17 protein-coding genes are annotated in these 18,599 nt (G+C 54.1%); 11 read left to right on the forward strand and 6 right to left on the reverse strand.

The features are described 5' to 3' along the window. The first annotated feature begins 9 nt into the window (after positions 1-9). Positions 10-153, forward strand: a complete 144-nt coding sequence (locus M8T91_RS05415) for a hypothetical protein (protein ID WP_301417570.1) — start codon at positions 10-12, stop codon at positions 151-153. Positions 154-189: 36 nt separating this feature from the next. Next, positions 190-939, forward strand: coding sequence for a DsbC family protein (locus M8T91_RS05420; protein WP_301417572.1), 750 nt, complete (start codon positions 190-192; stop codon positions 937-939). 46 nt (positions 940-985) lie between these two features. On the opposite strand, the gene aspA is transcribed toward M8T91_RS05420, so the two are convergent. Continuing rightward, a complete protein-coding gene (aspA, locus tag M8T91_RS05425) occupies positions 986-2,452 on the reverse strand; it encodes an aspartate ammonia-lyase (protein WP_301417574.1) in 1,467 nt (488 codons plus the stop codon). A gap of 140 nt (positions 2,453-2,592) precedes the next feature. Beyond that, the gene (locus M8T91_RS05430; protein WP_301417576.1) at positions 2,593-3,609 is read right to left on the reverse strand and encodes a type I asparaginase; all 1,017 of its coding nucleotides are present in this window, start codon (positions 3,607-3,609) and stop codon (positions 2,593-2,595) included. Positions 3,610-3,970: 361 nt separating this feature from the next. Between M8T91_RS05430 and M8T91_RS05435 the strand changes: the two genes are divergently transcribed. The 9 genes from M8T91_RS05435 to lysS all read left to right on the forward strand — a co-directional run bounded on the left by M8T91_RS05435 (position 3,971) and on the right by lysS (position 14,722). Then, positions 3,971-5,305 (forward strand): homoserine dehydrogenase, encoded by a 1,335-nt coding sequence (locus tag M8T91_RS05435; protein WP_301417578.1) that lies wholly within the window; start codon positions 3,971-3,973, stop codon positions 5,303-5,305. An 86-nt stretch (positions 5,306-5,391) separates the two neighbouring features. Next, positions 5,392-6,792 carry a threonine synthase gene (thrC, locus tag M8T91_RS05440; protein WP_301417580.1) on the forward strand — a complete coding sequence of 467 codons (1,401 nt, stop codon included), beginning with the start codon at positions 5,392-5,394 and terminating at the stop codon, positions 6,790-6,792. Between the two features lie 49 nt (positions 6,793-6,841). Further along, positions 6,842-8,569 (forward strand): single-stranded-DNA-specific exonuclease RecJ, encoded by a 1,728-nt coding sequence (gene recJ, locus M8T91_RS05445; RefSeq protein ID WP_301417582.1) that lies wholly within the window; start codon positions 6,842-6,844, stop codon positions 8,567-8,569. 80 nt (positions 8,570-8,649) lie between these two features. Further along, positions 8,650-9,561 (forward strand): DMT family transporter, encoded by a 912-nt coding sequence (locus tag M8T91_RS05450; protein WP_301417584.1) that lies wholly within the window; start codon positions 8,650-8,652, stop codon positions 9,559-9,561. A gap of 34 nt (positions 9,562-9,595) precedes the next feature. After that, positions 9,596-10,371, forward strand: a protein-coding gene (locus tag M8T91_RS05455) for an IS5 family transposase (RefSeq protein WP_301415796.1) whose coding sequence is annotated in 2 segments (ribosomal slippage) — positions 9,596-9,911 and positions 9,911-10,371 — 777 coding nt in all. Because the reading frame shifts where the segments join, the coding sequence is not laid out codon by codon here. Positions 10,372-10,448: 77 nt separating this feature from the next. After that, positions 10,449-11,009, forward strand: a complete 561-nt coding sequence (locus M8T91_RS05460) for a LysE family translocator (RefSeq protein ID WP_301417586.1) — start codon at positions 10,449-10,451, stop codon at positions 11,007-11,009. Between the two features lie 40 nt (positions 11,010-11,049). Continuing rightward, positions 11,050-11,502: a hypothetical protein gene (locus tag M8T91_RS05465; protein WP_301417588.1), complete on the forward strand. Its 453-nt coding sequence runs from the start codon at positions 11,050-11,052 to the stop codon at positions 11,500-11,502. A 567-nt stretch (positions 11,503-12,069) separates the two neighbouring features. Next, positions 12,070-13,165, forward strand: a protein-coding gene (gene prfB, locus M8T91_RS05470; RefSeq protein ID WP_301419029.1) for a peptide chain release factor 2 whose coding sequence is annotated in 2 segments (ribosomal slippage) — positions 12,070-12,141 and positions 12,143-13,165 — 1,095 coding nt in all. Because the reading frame shifts where the segments join, the coding sequence is not laid out codon by codon here. A 72-nt stretch (positions 13,166-13,237) separates the two neighbouring features. Continuing rightward, positions 13,238-14,722: a lysine--tRNA ligase gene (lysS, locus tag M8T91_RS05475; protein WP_301417589.1), complete on the forward strand. Its 1,485-nt coding sequence runs from the start codon at positions 13,238-13,240 to the stop codon at positions 14,720-14,722. A 632-nt stretch (positions 14,723-15,354) separates the two neighbouring features. On the opposite strand, the gene M8T91_RS05480 is transcribed toward lysS, so the two are convergent. The 4 genes from M8T91_RS05480 to M8T91_RS05495 all read right to left on the reverse strand — a co-directional run bounded on the left by M8T91_RS05480 (position 15,355) and on the right by M8T91_RS05495 (position 18,566). Next, positions 15,355-16,365, reverse strand: coding sequence for a lipid A deacylase LpxR family protein (locus M8T91_RS05480; protein WP_301417591.1), 1,011 nt, complete (start codon positions 16,363-16,365; stop codon positions 15,355-15,357). A 241-nt stretch (positions 16,366-16,606) separates the two neighbouring features. Next, positions 16,607-17,218: a TPM domain-containing protein gene (locus tag M8T91_RS05485; protein WP_301417593.1), complete on the reverse strand. Its 612-nt coding sequence runs from the start codon at positions 17,216-17,218 to the stop codon at positions 16,607-16,609. Further along, positions 17,218-17,964, reverse strand: a complete 747-nt coding sequence (locus M8T91_RS05490) for a TPM domain-containing protein (protein ID WP_301417596.1) — start codon at positions 17,962-17,964, stop codon at positions 17,218-17,220. The genes M8T91_RS05485 and M8T91_RS05490 overlap by 1 nt, the downstream gene beginning before the upstream one ends. Next, the gene (locus tag M8T91_RS05495) at positions 17,961-18,566 is read right to left on the reverse strand and encodes a hypothetical protein (RefSeq protein ID WP_301417598.1); all 606 of its coding nucleotides are present in this window, start codon (positions 18,564-18,566) and stop codon (positions 17,961-17,963) included. Before M8T91_RS05495 ends, M8T91_RS05490 begins: the two co-directional genes overlap by 4 nt. Positions 18,567-18,599: the final 33 nt, after the last annotated feature.

Consider the following 18,599-nt stretch of genomic DNA (forward strand, 5'->3'; position numbering starts at 1 on the left):
GGAGCTTCCGTGGCAAATCGCTCTGCCAACCCCGTAACGCGTGTACCAGAGCGTGGCTCCCCGCGCTCGAATATGTTAAAAAAGCGTCATCCAGACCGGATGCGCTGGAGAGATGCCATACTGGACTGGCTGGAACTGTATGCCGACTTGTGAGTCGAAGCCCATTAGGAATGTAAGGAGCTATCGGTAATGACGCTTATCAAGAAGCCACTGGCCCTCGTTGGTGCGCTGCTCAGCCTGCTGGCATCTGTGGCCCTGGCAGAAGTCGATCCGGAGGTTGCAAAAACCATCAAGGCTCGCCTCCAGGCCGGCAATCCCATGTCCTCTTATGGCGACGTGCGCGAGAGTCCGATAAAAGGCCTTTACGAAGTTGTGGATGGCAACAACAACAGCCTGTTTGTCACTGCAGATGGCAGCCATTTTATTTTTGGGGATTTATTTGAAGTGGATAGTGGCGGAAGGTTCGCCAACCTCTCTGAAGCGCGCAGGGCCATTCACCGGTCAGAGGCCCTGGGTGCCCAAAGCGTTGAGGATATGATCGTTTTTTCGCCGAAAGGGAAGACAAAGGCGCGTATCTATGTCTTTACCGATGTGGATTGTGGTTACTGCCGAAAACTGCACCAAGATATGCCCGAATTGAACAGGCGCGGCATCGAGGTGCGATACCTGGCTTTTCCCCGGACGGGCCTGCAATCTTTGGGCTACCGCAAACTGGCCACAGCCTGGTGCTCGGAGGATAGTAACAAAACCCTGACAGCGCTGAAAAATCGCGAAAATGTACCCCTGAATGTGTGCAAAGACAATCCGGTTGCGGCGCACTTCAAACTGGGTAACGAGACCTTTGGCGTGCGCGGTACACCCACAATCGTATTGGAGGATGGCAGAGTGGCGCCCGGTTACCTGCCCCCGGCGACTTTGGTGAAAGAGCTGGGAATTTAATCTATTGTCCAAAGCGCCGACAGCCCTGGGCTGTCGGCAGTCTCGTTTAGGTCGGGTTCGTGTAGAATACCTTTCTCGGCTGGGTCATTTTCTCCGGTGCGAGGATATCAATGAGTTCCTCTTCACTGAGCAAACCTTCTTCAAGAATCAATTGCTTGACGCTCGCACCGGTAACCAGTGCCTGCTTGGCGATGCGGGTGGCATTCTCGTAGCCGATAAATGGGTTGACCGCTGTGATCAGACCGATGCTATTTTCCACCATTTGCCGGCAGTGCTGCTCATTTGCGCTGATGTTGTTGACGCAGCGCTGGGTGAGGGTATGCATGGCCTGGGTCATCAGGCGTATCGACTGAAGCAGGTTGAAGGCGATCACCGGTTCCATCACATTCAGTTGTAACTGGCCGGACTCCGCTGCCATGGTAATAGTCAGATCGTTGCCGATGACCTGATAGGCCACTTGATTGACCACTTCGGGAATGACCGGATTCACTTTGCCGGGCATTATCGACGAGCCGGGCTGCATGGGTGGCAGGTTTATTTCGTTCAGGCCGGCGCGGGGGCCGCTGGAAAGCAGGCGCAAGTCGTTACAGATTTTTGAAATTTTTACCGCGATACGTTTCATCACGCCAGAGAACATCACAAAGGCACCGGTGTCGGAAGTGGCTTCAACCAAGTTTTCTGCACAGACAAAGTCAATCGAGGATATTTCTGATAGTGCCTTGACGACGAGTTGGCGGTACCCCGGATCGGTATTGATGCCCGTGCCTATAGCGGTGCCACCCATATTGATTTCCCTAAAGAGGGTTACCAGTTCTTTGACTCTGGCAACATCTTCGCGAATGGTTGCGGCAAAGGCGGCGAACTCCTGTCCCAGTGTCATAGGAACGGCATCCTGCAGTTGCGTACGCCCCATTTTTAAGATTCGCGCAAAAGTCTCAGCCTTCTTATCGAATTCAATACAGAGAGCTTCCATGGACCGTACCAGATCATTGTAGCTGAGCAGTATGGCTAAGTTGATAGCGGTGGGATAAACATCGTTGGTAGACTGCGACAGGTTGACATGGTTGTTGGGGTGGACCACTGTGTAGGTGCCCTTTGTGTGACCGAGCAACTCCAGAGCACGATTGGCGACAACTTCATTGGCATTCATATTGGTGGAGGTGCCCGCGCCCCCCTGAATCATATCCACCAGAAACTGATCATGTAGCTTGCCATCAATTATTTCATCGCAGGCTTCGGCAATGGCATCTTGTATAACGGGTTCCAGGTAGCCCAATGCGCCATTGGCCAGAGCAGCCGCTTTTTTGACCATCGCCAGGGCTTTGACCAGGCAGGGGAAGTGATTGAGGGCGATCCCGGTGATCTGGAAATTTTCCAATGCGCGCAGGGTCTGAATGCCGAAGTACACATCGGCGGGTACATCGCGTTCCCCTAGTAAATCCCGCTCCCGGCGTGTCTCGCTATCAGTGCTGAATATGGGTGTGGATTTCAGGGTGTGAAAATTGTTTTTCATGCTGTTTCCTGTGTTCTCAGTGGCTGCGCACAGACATGTACGTAGATGTATTGAGGTATTTAAAAATCTGATCACCGGGCAGGTTGGGGGATTGTGTGGTGTGGGTTGCAATGGTCGCCTACCAGAAGTCCGCTGTTGGCTTAGCGGTAGAGGGGAGTGCACTCCCCGCACAGTGAGGTCCCCATCAATACTTTGATTTCGTCTGCGGGGTAGCGCATGGCCAACAGATGGTTGAGTTTCGCAAAACAGGCGATGCTGGTCATATCCAGGCCACTCACAACACCGCTGCGCAGCAGAGCAGAGCCCGTTGCATACTTGCCCAAATCCACCTGATTTTCCAGGCACTGGGAAACAGCCACACAAATAATGCCCGCTTCTGCCGCCGTTTTCAGTTGCGCTGTAAAGGCGGTGTTATTTGTGGGGGCGTTGCCAGTTCCGTAGGTTTCGATCACCAGCCCGCGGGGGCGATACTCGACAAGCTTACTGAGGAAAAGTGGAGAGATACCCGGAAACAATTTCACAAGTACCACCTTGCCATCGGCAGACTCGGGTGTTTGAAATTGCGGGCTGTTGACGGGGTCCAATAGCACATTGGGGTCAACACTAACCTGAATACCCACCTCTCCCAGGCTCGGGTAGTTGGGGCTGGCGAAAGCATCCAGTGAACCGGAACTCACTTTTACTGCACGGTTACCACGTAGTAATTTGCCGCTGAAGTAGAGACAGACTTCCTTGATATCCTCTGATTTGCTCAGCAACAGGGCCGCGATCAGATTGTTGTAGGCGTCGCTGCGCATTTCCCTCAGGGGAATTTGCGAGCCGGTTACCAGAACCGGCTTGTCCAGCCCCTGCAGGGCAAAAGACAATGCGGAAGCGGTGTAGGCCATGGTATCGGTGCCGTGCAGCACGACAAAACCCGTGTAATGGTTATAATTGTCGCGTATTTCGGCAGCGATGCGGTACCAGTCCTGCGGTTGCATATCGGCGCTGTCCAACAGCGGTTCGAGGGTCTGAAAATCGACCTGTGGGAGCTGATCAACAGTATCCTCAAGAAGGCGTTGCAACGCGCTCTCCAGATGCGCATCCGGCACATAACCGGATGCGCTGCGACGCATTCCCAGGGTTCCGCCGGTATACAGGATAAGGGTTTTCTTCATTACTCGACCGCTATCAGTGTTTCATTCAAGATGCCCCCTTTTTTGGAGGCAGGCACAGTGGATGCAATTTCGCCGGCTGTTGGTATCTGGTGCCAGGAGATGCCTTTAATGCATCTGCAGAGGATGGTACCTGTTTCAGGAGGGGTTTTAAAATGATAAAACTCTCGCCTGGCCTGTCCCCTGGCTGCTGGTGTGGGCACGCAATTTTATTGACTTTTTCTCTTTTCGCTCGGTAAGGTTGCCGATCCTTTGTAGATTTTAGTGGCATTTATTGCACGGGCTTTTGCACTGCAATTACCGTGTGTCGGGTCGTGAGGATGGGAGGAAAGTTGTGAGCGCAACAGTTGAAAGAGCTGCTCAGATGAAGGGCCAAGAGGTTGCGGGGAGCCCCGCGCGCGCGGTGCGTATCGGCGTGTGCGGCCTGGGTACTGTGGGTGGCGCCACCATCAATGTCCTGGCGCGCAATGGGAAAGAAATCGCCGCGCGCTGTGGACGGCCAGTGATTATAGAGGAGGTCGGTGCCCGTCGTGATAATCCCGACTGTGATACCAGCCGGCTGAAAGTCACCCCGGATATCTTTGCTGTCGCCAACAACCCCGACGTGGATATTCTGGTAGAGCTGGTCGGCGGGACAGGCGTGGCGCGGGATCTGGTATTGACAGCCATTGACAATGGCAAGCATGTCGTCACCGCCAACAAGGCGCTGATTGCAGAACACGGCAATATGCTGTTTGAGTTCGCTGCCCAAAAAGGGGTCACGGTGGCCTATGAGGCTGCCGTGGCGGGAGGGGTGCCCATTATCAAGTCTCTGCGCGAGGGTCTTGCGGGTAACCGGATTCAGTGGATCGCCGGTATTATCAATGGTACCGGCAACTATATCCTCACGGAGATGCGCGAAAGTGGGTGCAGTTTTGCCGAGGCCCTGGGCCAGGCGCAGGCTTTGGGCTACGCAGAGGCAGACCCTACCTTTGATGTTGAGGGGATAGACGCTGCGCATAAACTGGTCATTATGGCCTCCCTGGCATTTGCCATACCGCTGACTTTTGACAAGGTCTATACCGAGGGCATTAGCCGGATTTCCAGGGAGGATATCCGCTACGCGGATGAATTAGGCTATCGCATCAAGCACCTGGGAATTGCCCAGCGCAGGGGCCAGGGGGTGGAGTTGCGTGTGCACCCGACCCTGATACCGCAACGCCGGCTCATCGCCAACGTCAACGGTGTCATGAATGCCGTCCTGGTGAGTGGCGATGCCGTCGGTCCCACCCTCTATTACGGTGCCGGCGCCGGTGGCGAAGCCACGGCCTCTGCCGTGGTTGCCGATATTGTGGATGTGGCGCGGACGCTTGAAGCCAGACCGGACCAGAGGGTGCCGCCGGCCGGTGTCGCGCTCCATGAGCTGGGTGAAACCCAGGTGCTGCTACAGGAAGAGGTAGTCACCAGCTACTACCTGCGGATCTCCGCGTGTGACAAGCCCGGTGTCATGTCGGAACTTGCCACTATCTTCAGTGACTGGGGCATCAGTATCGAAGCGTTGATCCAACATGAACCGCAGGAGGGTGAAAGGCTTGTGCCGGTGGTTATTCTCACCAGTCGCGCGCGAGAGGCCAGCCTGTGTGGGGCGGTCGCACAGATTCAGGCCCTGCATACCGTCGAGGGAGAGGTGGTGCGAATCCGTGTGGAAAGTCTCGGCTGAACCCGCCCAGTATGTCCTGGTCATGCCAACCCTTGAGGGTGGCCTGTGTTTATAACTCCCGCTAGATTCTGGGGCTAAAAACGATTGTGAAATATGTCAGTACCCGCGGCCGTGCGCCGTCACTTTCTTTTATTGATACCGTGCTCACGGGCCTCGCCACCGACGGTGGTCTCTATATGCCGGAGACTTTGCCACAGTTTTCCCGGGCGGATATTGCCGCTATGGGGATGCTGGATTATCAGCAGTTGGCATTTCGGATTATCCAGCCGTTTGTGGGTGAGGATCTCAGTGATAGAGCGCTGCGGGAGATTATCGATCGCGCTTACCGACCGTTTCGTCACCGAGCGGTGGCGCCGCTGGTGCAGACAGATACCAACGAATGGATACTGGAGCTTTTTCACGGACCGACTTTGGCCTTCAAGGATTTTGCCCTGCAGTTTCTTGGTCAGCTGTTCGACCACTTGCTGAAGAAGCGCGGTGAGCGTGTGGTAGTGATGGGGGCTACGTCAGGAGATACCGGTTCGGCAGCAATTGAGGGCTGCCGTCACTGCGAGAATATCGATATTTTTATCCTGCATCCCCACAAGCGGGTTTCCGAAGTGCAGCGCCGGCAGATGACCACGGTACTGGCGGACAATGTGTTCAATATTGCCCTGGAGGGCAATTTCGACGATTGTCAGAACATGGTGAAGGCCAGCTTTGCCAGCCAGTCTTTCCTGCCCGACGGGCGCCGCCTGGTGGCAGTGAACTCCATCAACTGGGCGCGCATTATGGCGCAGATCGTTTACTATTTTTATGCGGCACTGCGTTTGGGCGCGCCGCACAAGACAGTGAACTTTTCCGTGCCCACCGGAAATTTTGGTGATATTTTCGCGGGCTACCTGGCTCGGCAGATGGGATTGCCTATTGATCAATTGGTGATCGCCACCAATACCAACGATATTTTGCACCGCTGTCTCAGTGATAACGACCATACCCTCAAACCCCTGGTGCACAGCCTGTCACCTAGTATGGATATCATGGTGTCGAGCAATTTCGAGCGATTGCTGTTTGATCTGTACGGGCGCAATGGCGCTGCTGTAACGGAGCTACTGACGGATCGCAGTGCCCCTTTGCATTTGAGTGAGCAGGCCCTAGCACGCGCACGGCAGGTGTTTTCCAGCTATCGGGTCGACGATACGCGTACGGTAGCGGTGATCCGCGAGCAGTTTGCGGCCAGTGGATACCTGCTCGACCCCCACACCGCGATCGGTGTCGAGGCTGCACGGCGGGTGCGTCTCTCAGCCGAACAGCCCATGGTTTGCTTATCCACCGCGCACCCGGCAAAATTCCCCGAGGCTGTGGCGCAGGCGCTGCCACAAACCACAATTCCCTTGCCGGCCCATATGCAGGATCTGTGGCAGCGCGAAGAGCGACTCGAGGTACTGCCGAATAGCCTGTCCCAGGTGCAGGACTACATGGCAGCCCTGTTGTCTGCTGGGAATTAGTTACCGGTATCCGGTTCTGTTTGCCGGATTTGAATTTAGCTGAGAGACAATGAGTACAAGAATTCAGCGGCGGCCAGTGGATTTTTCCTCTGGCCGTTTTGCTTCTGATACGCCGAAAATCCTGCAGAGAGTGCTGCTAGGTCGTGGCATCGTCAGCGAAGAGGCCCTGGATCACAGCCTCTCCAGGTTACAGAAACCCGAGACAATGCGCGGCCTGGATACCGCCGTGACATTGCTGCTGGAGGCTGTCCGGGCCCGGCAGAAAATTGTGATTGTTGGGGATTTCGATGCGGATGGGGCCACCAGTTGTACACTCGGGGTACTCGCACTCAGTGCCATGGGGGCCCAGGGTGTGGAGTTCCTGGTACCCAACCGCTTCGACTTTGGTTACGGGCTGACTCCGGAAATTGTCGAGGTGGCCAGGGAATCTAGCCCGGATGTGCTGATTACGGTGGACAACGGTATCAGTAGTATCGACGGGGTGGCGGCGGCCAAGGCAGCGGGGATGACGGTGATAGTGACCGATCACCATCTGCCGGGCAGCGAGCTGCCGGATGCGGATGCCATTGTCAACCCGAACCAGCCGGATTGCGACTTTCCCAGTAAGCACCTCGCCGGTGTTGGCGTTCTTTTTTATCTACTCAGTCGTCTACGAACTGCCCTGCAGGCGTGTGGCTGGTTTGAGCAGAGCGCTATGGCCCCGCCAAATATGGCCGAATACCTCGACCTGGTGGCACTTGGCACTGTGGCGGATCTGGTACCGCTGGATCATAATAACCGCATACTGGTGCACCAGGGTATCGCGCGAATCCGCTCCGGTCGCTGCCGCCCCGGAATTTGTGCGCTGTTGGAAGTGGCCGGGCGCGACCAGCGCCGGCTGTCCACCACCGATATTGGGTTTATCCTTGGGCCTCGTATCAATGCGGCCGGGCGCTTGGATGATATCGGTACCGGTATTCGCTGTCTCCTGACCGGTGACACGGATGAGGCCCGTGTACTGGCGGGGGAACTGGATAGGCTCAATCGTGATCGCAAGGCGATAGAGCAGGGCATGCAGCGGGAGGCCCTGACAGCGCTGGAAGCGTTGCGTCTCGAAGGGGATATCCCCTGGAGCCTGTGCCTGTACGATGCCAACTGGCACCAGGGTGTGGTGGGTATTCTTGCCAGTCGTATCAAGGAAAAGTTTCACCGCCCGGTGATCGCCTTCGCCGAAGGTGACAACGGCCTGGTGAAAGGTTCCGCGCGCTCCATCCCCGGCCTGCATATCCGCGATGCCCTGAGTGATGTGGCTGCGGCCAATCCCGAACTGATCAGCAAATTCGGTGGCCATGCCATGGCTGCAGGGTTGAGCCTGCGGGCGGAAAATCTCGGTGTCTTTCGTGACGCTTTTGAGCAGGTGGTGCGTAACAGGCTCGATAAAAACCAGCTGCATGCCGTGATCGACTCTGATGGAGAGCTGGATATCCGGGACTATAACTTGCAGACTGCAACACTGTTGCGTGCCTGCGCACCCTGGGGGCAGGCCTTTCCCGAGCCAATCTTCGATGGCGAATTCCTGTTATTACAACAGCGCATCGTGGGAGAGCGCCACCTGAAGATGGTGTTGTCACCGCCGCAGGCGCCACAGCTGGTGCTCGATGCCATCGCCTTTAATGTGGATACCAGTCTGTGGCCGCAGGCTGTGCGGAGAGTGCGCCTGGCTTACAAATTGGACGTGAATGAATTTCGCGGGCGGGAGTCTCTGCAGCTGTTGGTGAACTTGTTGGAGGCGGTATAGGGGTTGCCTTTTTCGAGAGCTGTGGGATCTATGGAGTTGCTCGTAGCTGTGATTAAAACATGTGATTGTAAGTGGGAATCGTGAAGCGCAAACAGATCCAAGCTGAAATCCTGTTGTTGTTGGCAGCCCTGTTATGGGGTGTTGCCTTTGTGCCACAAAAAATGGCCATGACGGATATAGAACCGCTGGCGTTCAACGCTTGGCGCTTTATCCTTGGTGGCCTGATTTTGATTCCGGTTGTCTACTGGCTGTCCGCCCGCAGGGATGCCCAGCCCGGTTCAGTGGGCGGCAAGCAGGTCGATCACCGCTGGAAAGCCTGCTTGCCCGGCGGTGCTGTGCTTGGTTTCTGGTTGTTTCTCGGTGCGGCATTACAGCAGGTGAGCCTACTGTATACCACCGCCGGTCGCGCCGGGTTCATTACCGGTTTCTACTTGCTGCTGGTGCCAGTGATCGGCCTGTCACTCGGGCATAAGACCAATCGCTGGACCTGGATGGGTACTGGCCTGGCCCTATTTGGTCTTTACTGGCTGGCGGATTTCAGCCAGGCGTCGCAGTTGATTGGCGACCTGATGGTATTCGCCAGCGCCTTTGTGTTCGCCATCCAGGTACTGTCTGCCGATCACCTGGTGAAGCGCTACGATGCACTGCGTCTTGCTTGTATCCAGTTCCTGGTGTGTGGTCTGCTGTCGGCACTGGCATCGTTGTTGAGCGAGAAGCCGACACTGCAGTCGGCCTTGGATGCAGCCTGGCCTATCGCTTATATGATGATTTTTTCCACTGCACTGGCATTCACCTTCCAGCTGCTGGCCCAGCGCTACGCGGCACCTTCCCACGCTACGGTGATTATGAGCCTGGAGGCGGTATTTGCTCTGGGAGCGGGTTGGTTGTTTCTGAATGAAGTGCTCAACACTCCCGAGTTGATCGGTTGTGGCCTGATGTTGGCGGGTATGCTGGTCAGTCATTACGGGAATCACAGCGGTACCCATCACTAGGGCCTGTTCACACTAAATCCTGTATAATCCCCTCATGGAAATTACAGCGCAACAATACAAAATTATCGAAGATTTTCTGCCCCTTCAGCGCGGCAATGTGAAAATATCCAACTTACAAGTGCTGAACGCCATTCTTTACATAGCCGAGCATGGTTGCAAATGGCGAGGTCTGCCGAAGAAATTCGGCCGTTGGCACAGCGTCTACATGCGGGCGAATCGTTGGGCCAAGCAAGGTGTACTGGATAGGGTCTTTCTGGCCCTCCAGGAAAATAATGTGATCAATATCCAGGTCGATCATATCTCTCTTGATTCTACGGCTGTTAAAGTTCATCCAGATGGCACTGGCGCGTTAAAAAAAACGGTCCTCAATCTATCGGCAAATCACGAGCAGGATGGACCACCAAGATTCATATGGTTGCAGCCGACCACAACCGCGCCGTAGTATTTTCTCTGTCACCGGGGCAGGCTGGAGACGCTCCGGAGGGCCGAAAGCTGCTGAAAGGCCTTGAGAACTGCGGTTGGGATGGTGCCAAAGTGATCATGGACAAGGCCTACGAGGGTAATGAAACCCGGCAGTTGGTATTCGATCTGGGCATGGAACCTGTCGTGCCACCGAAGAGTAACCGAATGAGCACCTGGAAATACGACGTGGAGGCGTACAAAAAACGAAATGAAGTGGAGAGGCTGTTTCGACGCCTGAAGGGCTTCAGAAGAATTTTCTCTCGTTTTGACAAACTGGATGTCGTTTTCACATTTTTTATTCACTTTGCGCTTATTGTCGACACTTTAATTAGTGTGAACAGGCCCTAGGGAATACCATGGATCTGTCAGTACTTACACTCTTGGTTCCCGCCAGTTTTTTTGTCTCGGTAACCCCGGGGCTTTGTATGATGTTAGCACTCAGTTTGGGCATTACTGTGGGGGTGCGCCACACCCTCTGGATGATGGCAGGGGAGTTGGTGGGGGTGGCCCTGGTGGCGTTGGCAGCGGTGCTTGGTGCTGCGGTACTGATCATGCAGCATCCCGCAATATTCCAGGTGCTGAAATATTGTGGTGGGGCCTACCTCGCCTGGATGGGGGTGCAAATGTGGCGCTCGCAGGGGCAACTGGCCATATTGGATGAAGCGGAACGGGGTGTCGCGTGTGCGCGGCCTTCGGCGGGAACGCTGATGGCGCAGGGGTTTGTTACCGCTGTAGCCAATCCAAAAGGCTGGGCTTTCTTTATGGCTCTGTTGCCGCCCTTTATTAACCAGAGCAAACCACTGGCGCCGCAACTTTCGGTGTTGGTCGCCACCATACTGCTGCTGGAAACCCTGTGTTTACTGATTTACGCTGGGGGTGGCCAGGTGCTCAGTCGACTGCTGGCGCGAGCTGAAAATGTGCGCCTGATTAACCGCGTTTCTGGTAGCTTGATGTTGCTGGTTGGAATCTGGTTGGCGCTATCCTGAGTCAGGCTGCCACAGATTGATGAATTTTGGAGACATTTCGATGATCAGAGACGCTGTGCCTGCATTGCTTACCCTGTTATTGGTGTTGGCAGTGAGTGCTTGCGGGCAACCCAAGGAGGAGCAGGCCGTGGAGAAGGAGCCCCAGATTGCCGAAGATCCTGCCCAGGCGGAGGTGGCTGCAAAGCCTACTGTGCCGGATCCCGGAGTCCTGGTGTGGGTGTATCGTGCAAGTGGTCGCAAGCAATGCGAGGGCGGCGGTATGACAATGCAGCAGAGCCTGGCGAGGCTGCAGGAAAATGGTGTAATGGTGCAGGCGTCCCGCTGTGGCATGCGCACCGATAGAATGTACCCCTCGATGTGTGGTGCGCCTACGGGAGATATACTGCTGCACCAAGTCAGTATGGATGCCCTGGAGGCCACTCTGGAACTGGGCTACAACCCGGCCGAGCAGGTGCAATACCAGACTGTCGAGTGCCGGGACAATAGCGCTTAGGTTTTGAGTGTCCTAGCAGATACAAAAATGGGGGGCAAGTTGCAAGTTCGTCATCTAACTGTTCCCGATGGCTTATGGCACATTTTGCGGGGTACTTATAACAGTCTACTTTGGAGAAATGGCAAAGGGCTCCGACTGTGCCGCAAGCCGGTTCATCACTTGGCGGTTTGGTTTGGGGACAGCTTTGTCAGGCCGAAAGGGTTGTGGTAATAGCACGGCGAATAGGTGTCTCTGTGCTATGGACAATGCCTCTGTATTTTCTACCACATGCACGTGAGCGCTTCCCAGACTGGACAATAAAACCTCAACAGCACAGCCTGTAAACCGGTATTTGGGAGTAGTCGGTTGCTTCAGGTCCGGACTGTCTTTGCAGAGCTTGCACAACCTTGCGCAATAGCAGGCAGTTGTGCCGGTAGCGAGCTTGGTAAAGTGCAATTTCGCTGACGGTGCCTGGTCGGGCTGAAGGATGTGCCAGGGACCCTTCCGAGCCGCCGCTTGACTGGCAGAGCCCTTATGGCTGGGGTAGAATGCGCGCCGTTTTTTATTTTGCCGGAACACCGAGAGTTCATGGAAATCAATCCCTTCCTCAATCAATTGAATGACCTCGAAGAGCGCACCGATGTTCTCAGGGGGTATCTTTGACTATGCCAGCAAGAAAGAACGCCTGACCGAGGTCGAACTGGAGCTGGCAGAGCCGGGTGTCTGGGACGACCCGGACCGCGCACAGGCCCTGGGACGCGAGCGCTCTTCCCTGGAAGCTGTGGTGGCCACCATTGAAAATCTCGATTCCGGCATCTCCGATTGCCGCGAGCTGCTGGAGCTGGCGGTTGAAGAGAATGATGAGGACTCTGTGAATGAAGTCTCGGCGGAGATCGGAGGATTGCAGCAACAGCTTGGCATCCTGGAGTTCCGTCGCATGTTCTCCGGTGAGAACGATGAGAACAATGCCTATCTAGATATCCAGGCGGGGTCCGGTGGTACCGAGGCCCAGGACTGGGCGGAAATGCTGTTGCGCATGTATTTACGCTGGGGGGAATCTCACGGTTTCAAGGCCACCCTGGAAGAGGTGTCCGCCGGTGAAGTGGCGGGTATCAAGAGCGCCACTGTGCATTTCTCCGGGGATCATGCCTTTGGCTGGCTGCGCACCGAAACCGGTGTGCACCGCCTAGTGCGCAAATCCCCTTTTGATTCAGGTAACCGCCGCCATACTTCTTTTTCTTCCGTGTTTGTGTCCCCCGAAATTGAAGACAACATCGAGATTGAAATCGATAAATCCCAGGTCCGTGAAGATACCTACCGCGCATCCGGTGCCGGCGGCCAGCATGTCAATAAAACCGACTCCGCGGTACGCTTGACGCATACGGAATCCGGTATCGTGGTGCAGTGCCAGAGCGAGCGTTCCCAGCACCAGAATCGCGACAAGGCCTGGAAGATGTTGCGCGCAAAAATGTACGAGCAAGCAATGCTAAAGCGCAATGCGGAAAAACAGGCCATGGAAGACAGCAAGGCCGATATCGGCTGGGGCAGCCAGATTCGCTCCTATGTTCTGGATGATCAGCGCATCAAAGACCTGCGTACCAGCGTCCAAACCAGTAACTGCCAGGCAGTACTGGACGGAGATCTGGACCAGTTTATCGAAGCCAGCCTGAAAGCCGGCCTCTGATTCAAAGTCTCCATCTTCACCGTGCCCTTCGGCGATGGGGGGCAAATTCACTCACATAACTGATAGACCACCATGACTGATTTCCAGCAAGACGAAAACAAACTGATTGCCGAGCGCCGCACCAAGCTCTCCGCTCTGCGAGAGAAGGGCAACGCTTTCCCCAACAGTTTTCGCCGCGAGAACCTCGCTGCCGACCTGCAAGCTGAATTCGGCAATAAACAGAAAGAGGAGCTGGAAGAGCTGGGTAAAAGCGCATGCGTAGCTGGGCGTATCCTGGCGAAACGCGGTCCCTTTATGGTAATCCAGGATGTGTCCGACCGCATCCAGTTGTATGCGGACAAAGCGGCACAGAAAGACATTAAAGCGCGTTTCGGTGCCTGGGATATCGGTGATATCGTCGGTGTAAAAGGCACATTGCACAAATCTGGTAAAGGCGATCTCTACGTCAACTGCGAAGAGTACACTCTGCTCACCAAGGCGCTGCGCCCACTGCCGGAAAAATTCCACGGTATTGCCGATCAGGAGTTGCGATACCGGCAGCGCTATGTGGACTTGATCGCCACACCGGAATCCCGCGAGCTTTTCCGCCTGCGCTCTCGGGTGATTGATTACATCCGTCAGTTTATGAATAGCCAGCAGTTTATGGAGGTGGAAACTCCCATGCTGCAGGTGATTCCCGGCGGTGCCACTGCACGTCCCTTTGTAACGCATCACAATGCGCTGGATATCGACATGTATCTGCGCATTGCTCCGGAGTTATATCTGAAGCGCCTAGTGGTGGGCGGTTTCGAGCGGGTTTATGAAATCAACCGCAATTTCCGCAACGAGGGGCTGTCTACTCGCCACAACCCCGAGTTCACCATGCTTGAGTTTTACCAGGCCTACGCGGACTACAACGACCTGATGGATCTCACAGAAAAGATGCTGCGCGGCATTTGCGAGGAGGTACTGAATACAACCACGCTGGAGTATCAGGGCCGCAGCTACGACTTTTCCCTGCCGTTTGCCCGTCGATCTGTGTTTGATTCCATCCTGCATTTCAATCCGGAGCTGACTGCGAGGGATATTGATAATATCGAATCCGCTCGCACTCTCGCGGAGAAACTCGATATTCCGCTCAAAGACAGCTGGGGCTTGGGCAAGGTGCAGATCGAAATTTTTGAGAAAACTGTGGAGCATCGGCTCGACCAGCCTACCTTTATTACCGAATACCCTACCGAGGTTTCTCCGCTGGCGCGTCGCAATGACGATAATCCCTTCGTGGCCGACCGCTTTGAATTTTTTGTGGGAGGCCGTGAAATCGCCAATGGTTTTTCTGAGTTGAATGATCCGGAAGATCAGGCAGAGCGCTTCAGGGCTCAGGTGGTTGAGAAGGAAGCGGGTGATGATGAGGCCATGCACTATGATGCCGATTACATACGCGCCCTGGAGTACGGCCTGCCGCCTACTGCTGGCGAGGGTATTGGTATCGACCGTCTGGTGATGCTGTTGACCAACACCCCGTCTATTCGCGATGTGTTGCTGTTCCCACATATGCGCCCGGAAGCCAGTGACTGATTGACCTGGGCACTGGTTGCGGTGCGTATCGCCGCCGCGTGAGTGGTCCACGCGGCGGGATTTTCTTTTTGCCGCCCTGACTACCGCCACGTCGATCTTCCTAAGCGTCCTGTGTAGCTGCTGTTATTTTCCCTTTGAGCCGGGCCCGGTTGGTGTCGGAGGGATCCTAGGGGGAGTTCTGGGTGGCCACCTCCCTGCATTTTGTGTAACAGTATCGATTATTCCACTGTGCTGCCCGACGGAAAATTAACTTATGCTATCTCCCAGCACGCCCCTTATAATGCGTTAACTTGACGCTGTTAAATTGGTAAAGCCGACTTTGATCTGTTTACCAATTCAAAGGCTATGCTCATACAATAGTCGTATTATTCAACTCATTCAGCTCAATTCCAAACTCCATTGTGAAGAGCTGGGCATAAGTAATTTTGATAACTTCCGCTAAGCATGCTTCCCGTTTGCCTGGAACAAATTTCCCTCGCCACATTCTTTACTCTAGGGCGGGACAGTACTTCTTACTCCTTGATTCAACCGGCAGCAGCGATCCGGGAAGCCTGGGTTACACTTACGGCTCGATAACACCTGAGTTCTCACCGGCAACGGGTGTCGTCCAACGGGGGTTATGTACCACGTTATTACCAGTGGTAAGTCAGTGCCAATGAGCCGTAGTGATCGGGGACCTGTTGTACATCATAGGAATCTGAAACAGCACTTAGCGTAAAATTAACGGTAAATTGGTAAAGTTGAATGGCCCCGCCTGCTGTTGCAACGCTTTGATATTGCTGCAACTTAACTGAGTGACTATTGCTGAAGGTATTGCCATTGAGGGTGATATCATGAATAACATAATTACCCATACAGGTGACAAATAAATGCCAATCCCCGTGTTTTGGCAACATGGCCGGATTCATATTGGCGGCTGGATTCACCGAGGTGTTCAGGAAGCTGTTGGCCAGTCCCGAACCTATGCGCCACCCGAAACCCAGGCCAAAATCAGTTTTTCGGTTGCCCACTCCCCCTTGGGCAAGGGCGATAAAATCCATCTCGTGACCACTGCCAATGGCGGTACTGGCGAGGCGCCAGACCCGTTCGACCTCCAGCCGGAAAATCGGCTCGGTTTGGAGTTGATTTTTCCATCCTTTGGGGGCATTGGCTCCGATAAGGCTGTGAGCGGCTTTTTGCGACTGTTTGGCTAGAGAAGGCGGACCAACAAAACCCAGCAGCAGACTCAGGCGATCGTTGATAAAGTGGTTTCCAGCAAACATATTGCCCTGCCAGTAGAGTAGGCCCGCATAGGGCCTGTCCTCCGTATTAAGAGCACTTCTGGAGGTGTGGTCAGGTGTGTACATTTCCTGCATTATCTTATAGGAAATTGCCCGCTGTTTGTTTTTCATGGTGGCGATAGGCGTATTGCGGGTTATACGATGAATCCAGTTGGGAATATTCTCGTCGTTAAAGCCTTCCTTGCCTATACTGTAGCCCCAGGTATAAGAAAAGCCATTGGTATAGTCACCATCGTCGTTTACCCAAAAATCATTTTCCCAGTTATAGGACCACAGGTTTGCACTTTGTTCGTCATTGGCGTGATTGTGTAGTGAATAAACTAAAAGGCAGGTCGCTAAAACCGACAATAAAAATCGTATCATAGGGCGCTCTAACCTATCGCCTAAATCATGATTAATGGGAATGTAGTAACAGCGCAGGAGCGGTTCTTCTATGAAGTATAGATAAACCGTGATAAATCACATCGACGATTATTGCTCAGCGAATAAGTTATCCCTGTGTTGTGAATACATATGAATGAGTTTTTGACAGTTCTGATATAGAAATGCATATCAGAAATAAATATGTATTATTGCTTTAGTGAGGACTGGATTTGGGTTTTTCTCAACTCAGCAGAATAAGGTGATTGGGTAGTCCGTCTTTTACTTTGCTGGCGGGAGCGACATCATGAAGCAATTCTCCACACAGGGCAATACACTGTAGAAGAGCCTCTCCAGCTTTGCCCCGCTTGATTTCACGAATAAAGGTTTCAACGATTGCCTGCCAGTTTTCATTGGTAATCTGTTGTGCGAGACCTCGGTCTGCCAGTATTTCTACATATTGCTCTGCCTCGCACACAAAAATTAAAAGCCCGAGTTGATTTCGCGTGCTGTGTAATTCCTGCTCGAGAAACTGTCGCCGGGCAAGATTTGAAGCCCGCCAGTACTTTATTTTCCTGGGAACCAGTTTCATGGTAATGCGTCTCCAGCGAAATAGGATGGCCAGGGCGATAAAAAAAATCCACTGGATCATAAAGGCCTGTTGGAAGTTGATCCACCAGGGAAGAAATTGAAGGAGAGGAGAGAGCAATAGTGCCAGGAAAGCGGCCCACAGCGTGGAAATGTATAAGTAATTATCTGCCTTTTGTGCCACCACTGCTATCACTACGGCATCGGTGTGTGATTCAACTCCCTTGATTGCTTCGACAACTTGGCGCTGATAGCTGTTGCTGAGCATTACCATCCTCCCGATGCGCCCCCACCACCGAAACCGCCGTCACCTCCGCTAAATCTGTCCCCGGAACGCTGGCTGGGATAACCACTCCCAAAACCGCCGCTGCCATAGTAGCCGCCAAAGCGCCCGCGCTTGTAGCCAGGCCCGTGTATCGGCGAACTGAGTATCGAAGTGCCGAACAGTTGCAGCATGATTAGAATCAGGAGTAGCCCGAGCAAAATTGTCATGCGCCGGTCTTTCTTGGTCTCCAGAGGCGCGGTCACATACTCATTCTTGGTGGCCGCGATAATGGATTGCACTCCGACGTTAATCCCTCCGGCAAAGTCGCCGCTTTGAAACATCGGCAGCACTTTGGTCTGAATAATGTTGGCGGCCAGGGCCTTGGTAAGGGTGGACTCCAGTCCATCACCAACTTCAATACAGACTTTACGCTCCCTGGGGGCCACTAAAAACAGCACCCCGTTGTGTTTCCCTTTGTGTCCCAGTTTCCAGTGACGGGCCAACTGATGGGCGTATTCCTCTATGGTGATTCCATGCAGCTCTGGCAGGATGGCAACCACCAGTTGGTTGCTGTTGTCGGATTCGTATTGCTGGATCAGCTCAGTCAGTTGGTATCGCTCATCAGCAGCCAGCAATTTGGCCCTGTCCACGACGTGACCGGATAGTGGGGGATAATAGATATCCGCCTGTGCCGCCAGAGTGAAGAGCAGTGCCATTACGGAGAGGGTGACTGGACCGGAGCCATTCATTGTGTGATTGGACACCCCCTGGCTTGCCCTCGGGTTGTCAGGAAGCTCTTCCCTTGTGACAGACCGCTTAAGCATCGGTGGTGCCAGCCATGTCCTGAGGTGGTACACTTTTTCCAATTGTAGTGCTCGGCAATCTGGATATAATTCCGCCTCGTCACCTTGATCCAAAACGCCGTGTCCTCAAATGGGGGTTGCTGACTGAAGTACGACGGACTCACATTGGCGCTGAGATAGCGATTTAACGCCAATATTAAGTAGATCAGGGCATATACTAGGCGGGCCTGAACGACATCAAACTGCGGTTGTTTGGCGAGGTGATTGAGCAGGTTGATCTCAAATTGCTGGGTGCTGGATTTTTCGCCGGCTTCGATAACGACCCGACGGGCCTTGTGCCCGCCCTTCGCGTAAGCCTGTACAGTTTTAACAGGGCTGGGTATCTGCTCTGAGCAGCGCTGGTACGGGTTTTTTACCCGGACCCAGAGTACTACCGGCTTCTTACTCAAGAAGGTTTTGTTGATGCCACAGCCGCTAAAAACTTTCGCTAGCAGACGAGGCAGGGCGCAGTGTCTGGTTGTGGGGCTGCTGCCAGTAGCAGAGGTCATGTAGAATAGCCTTATTCTTCCATGAGCCAAGAA

Origin of the sequence: Microbulbifer sp. MI-G, assembly GCF_030440425.1 — a bacterium.
GTDB lineage: Bacteria > Pseudomonadota > Gammaproteobacteria > Pseudomonadales > Cellvibrionaceae > Microbulbifer > Microbulbifer spongiae.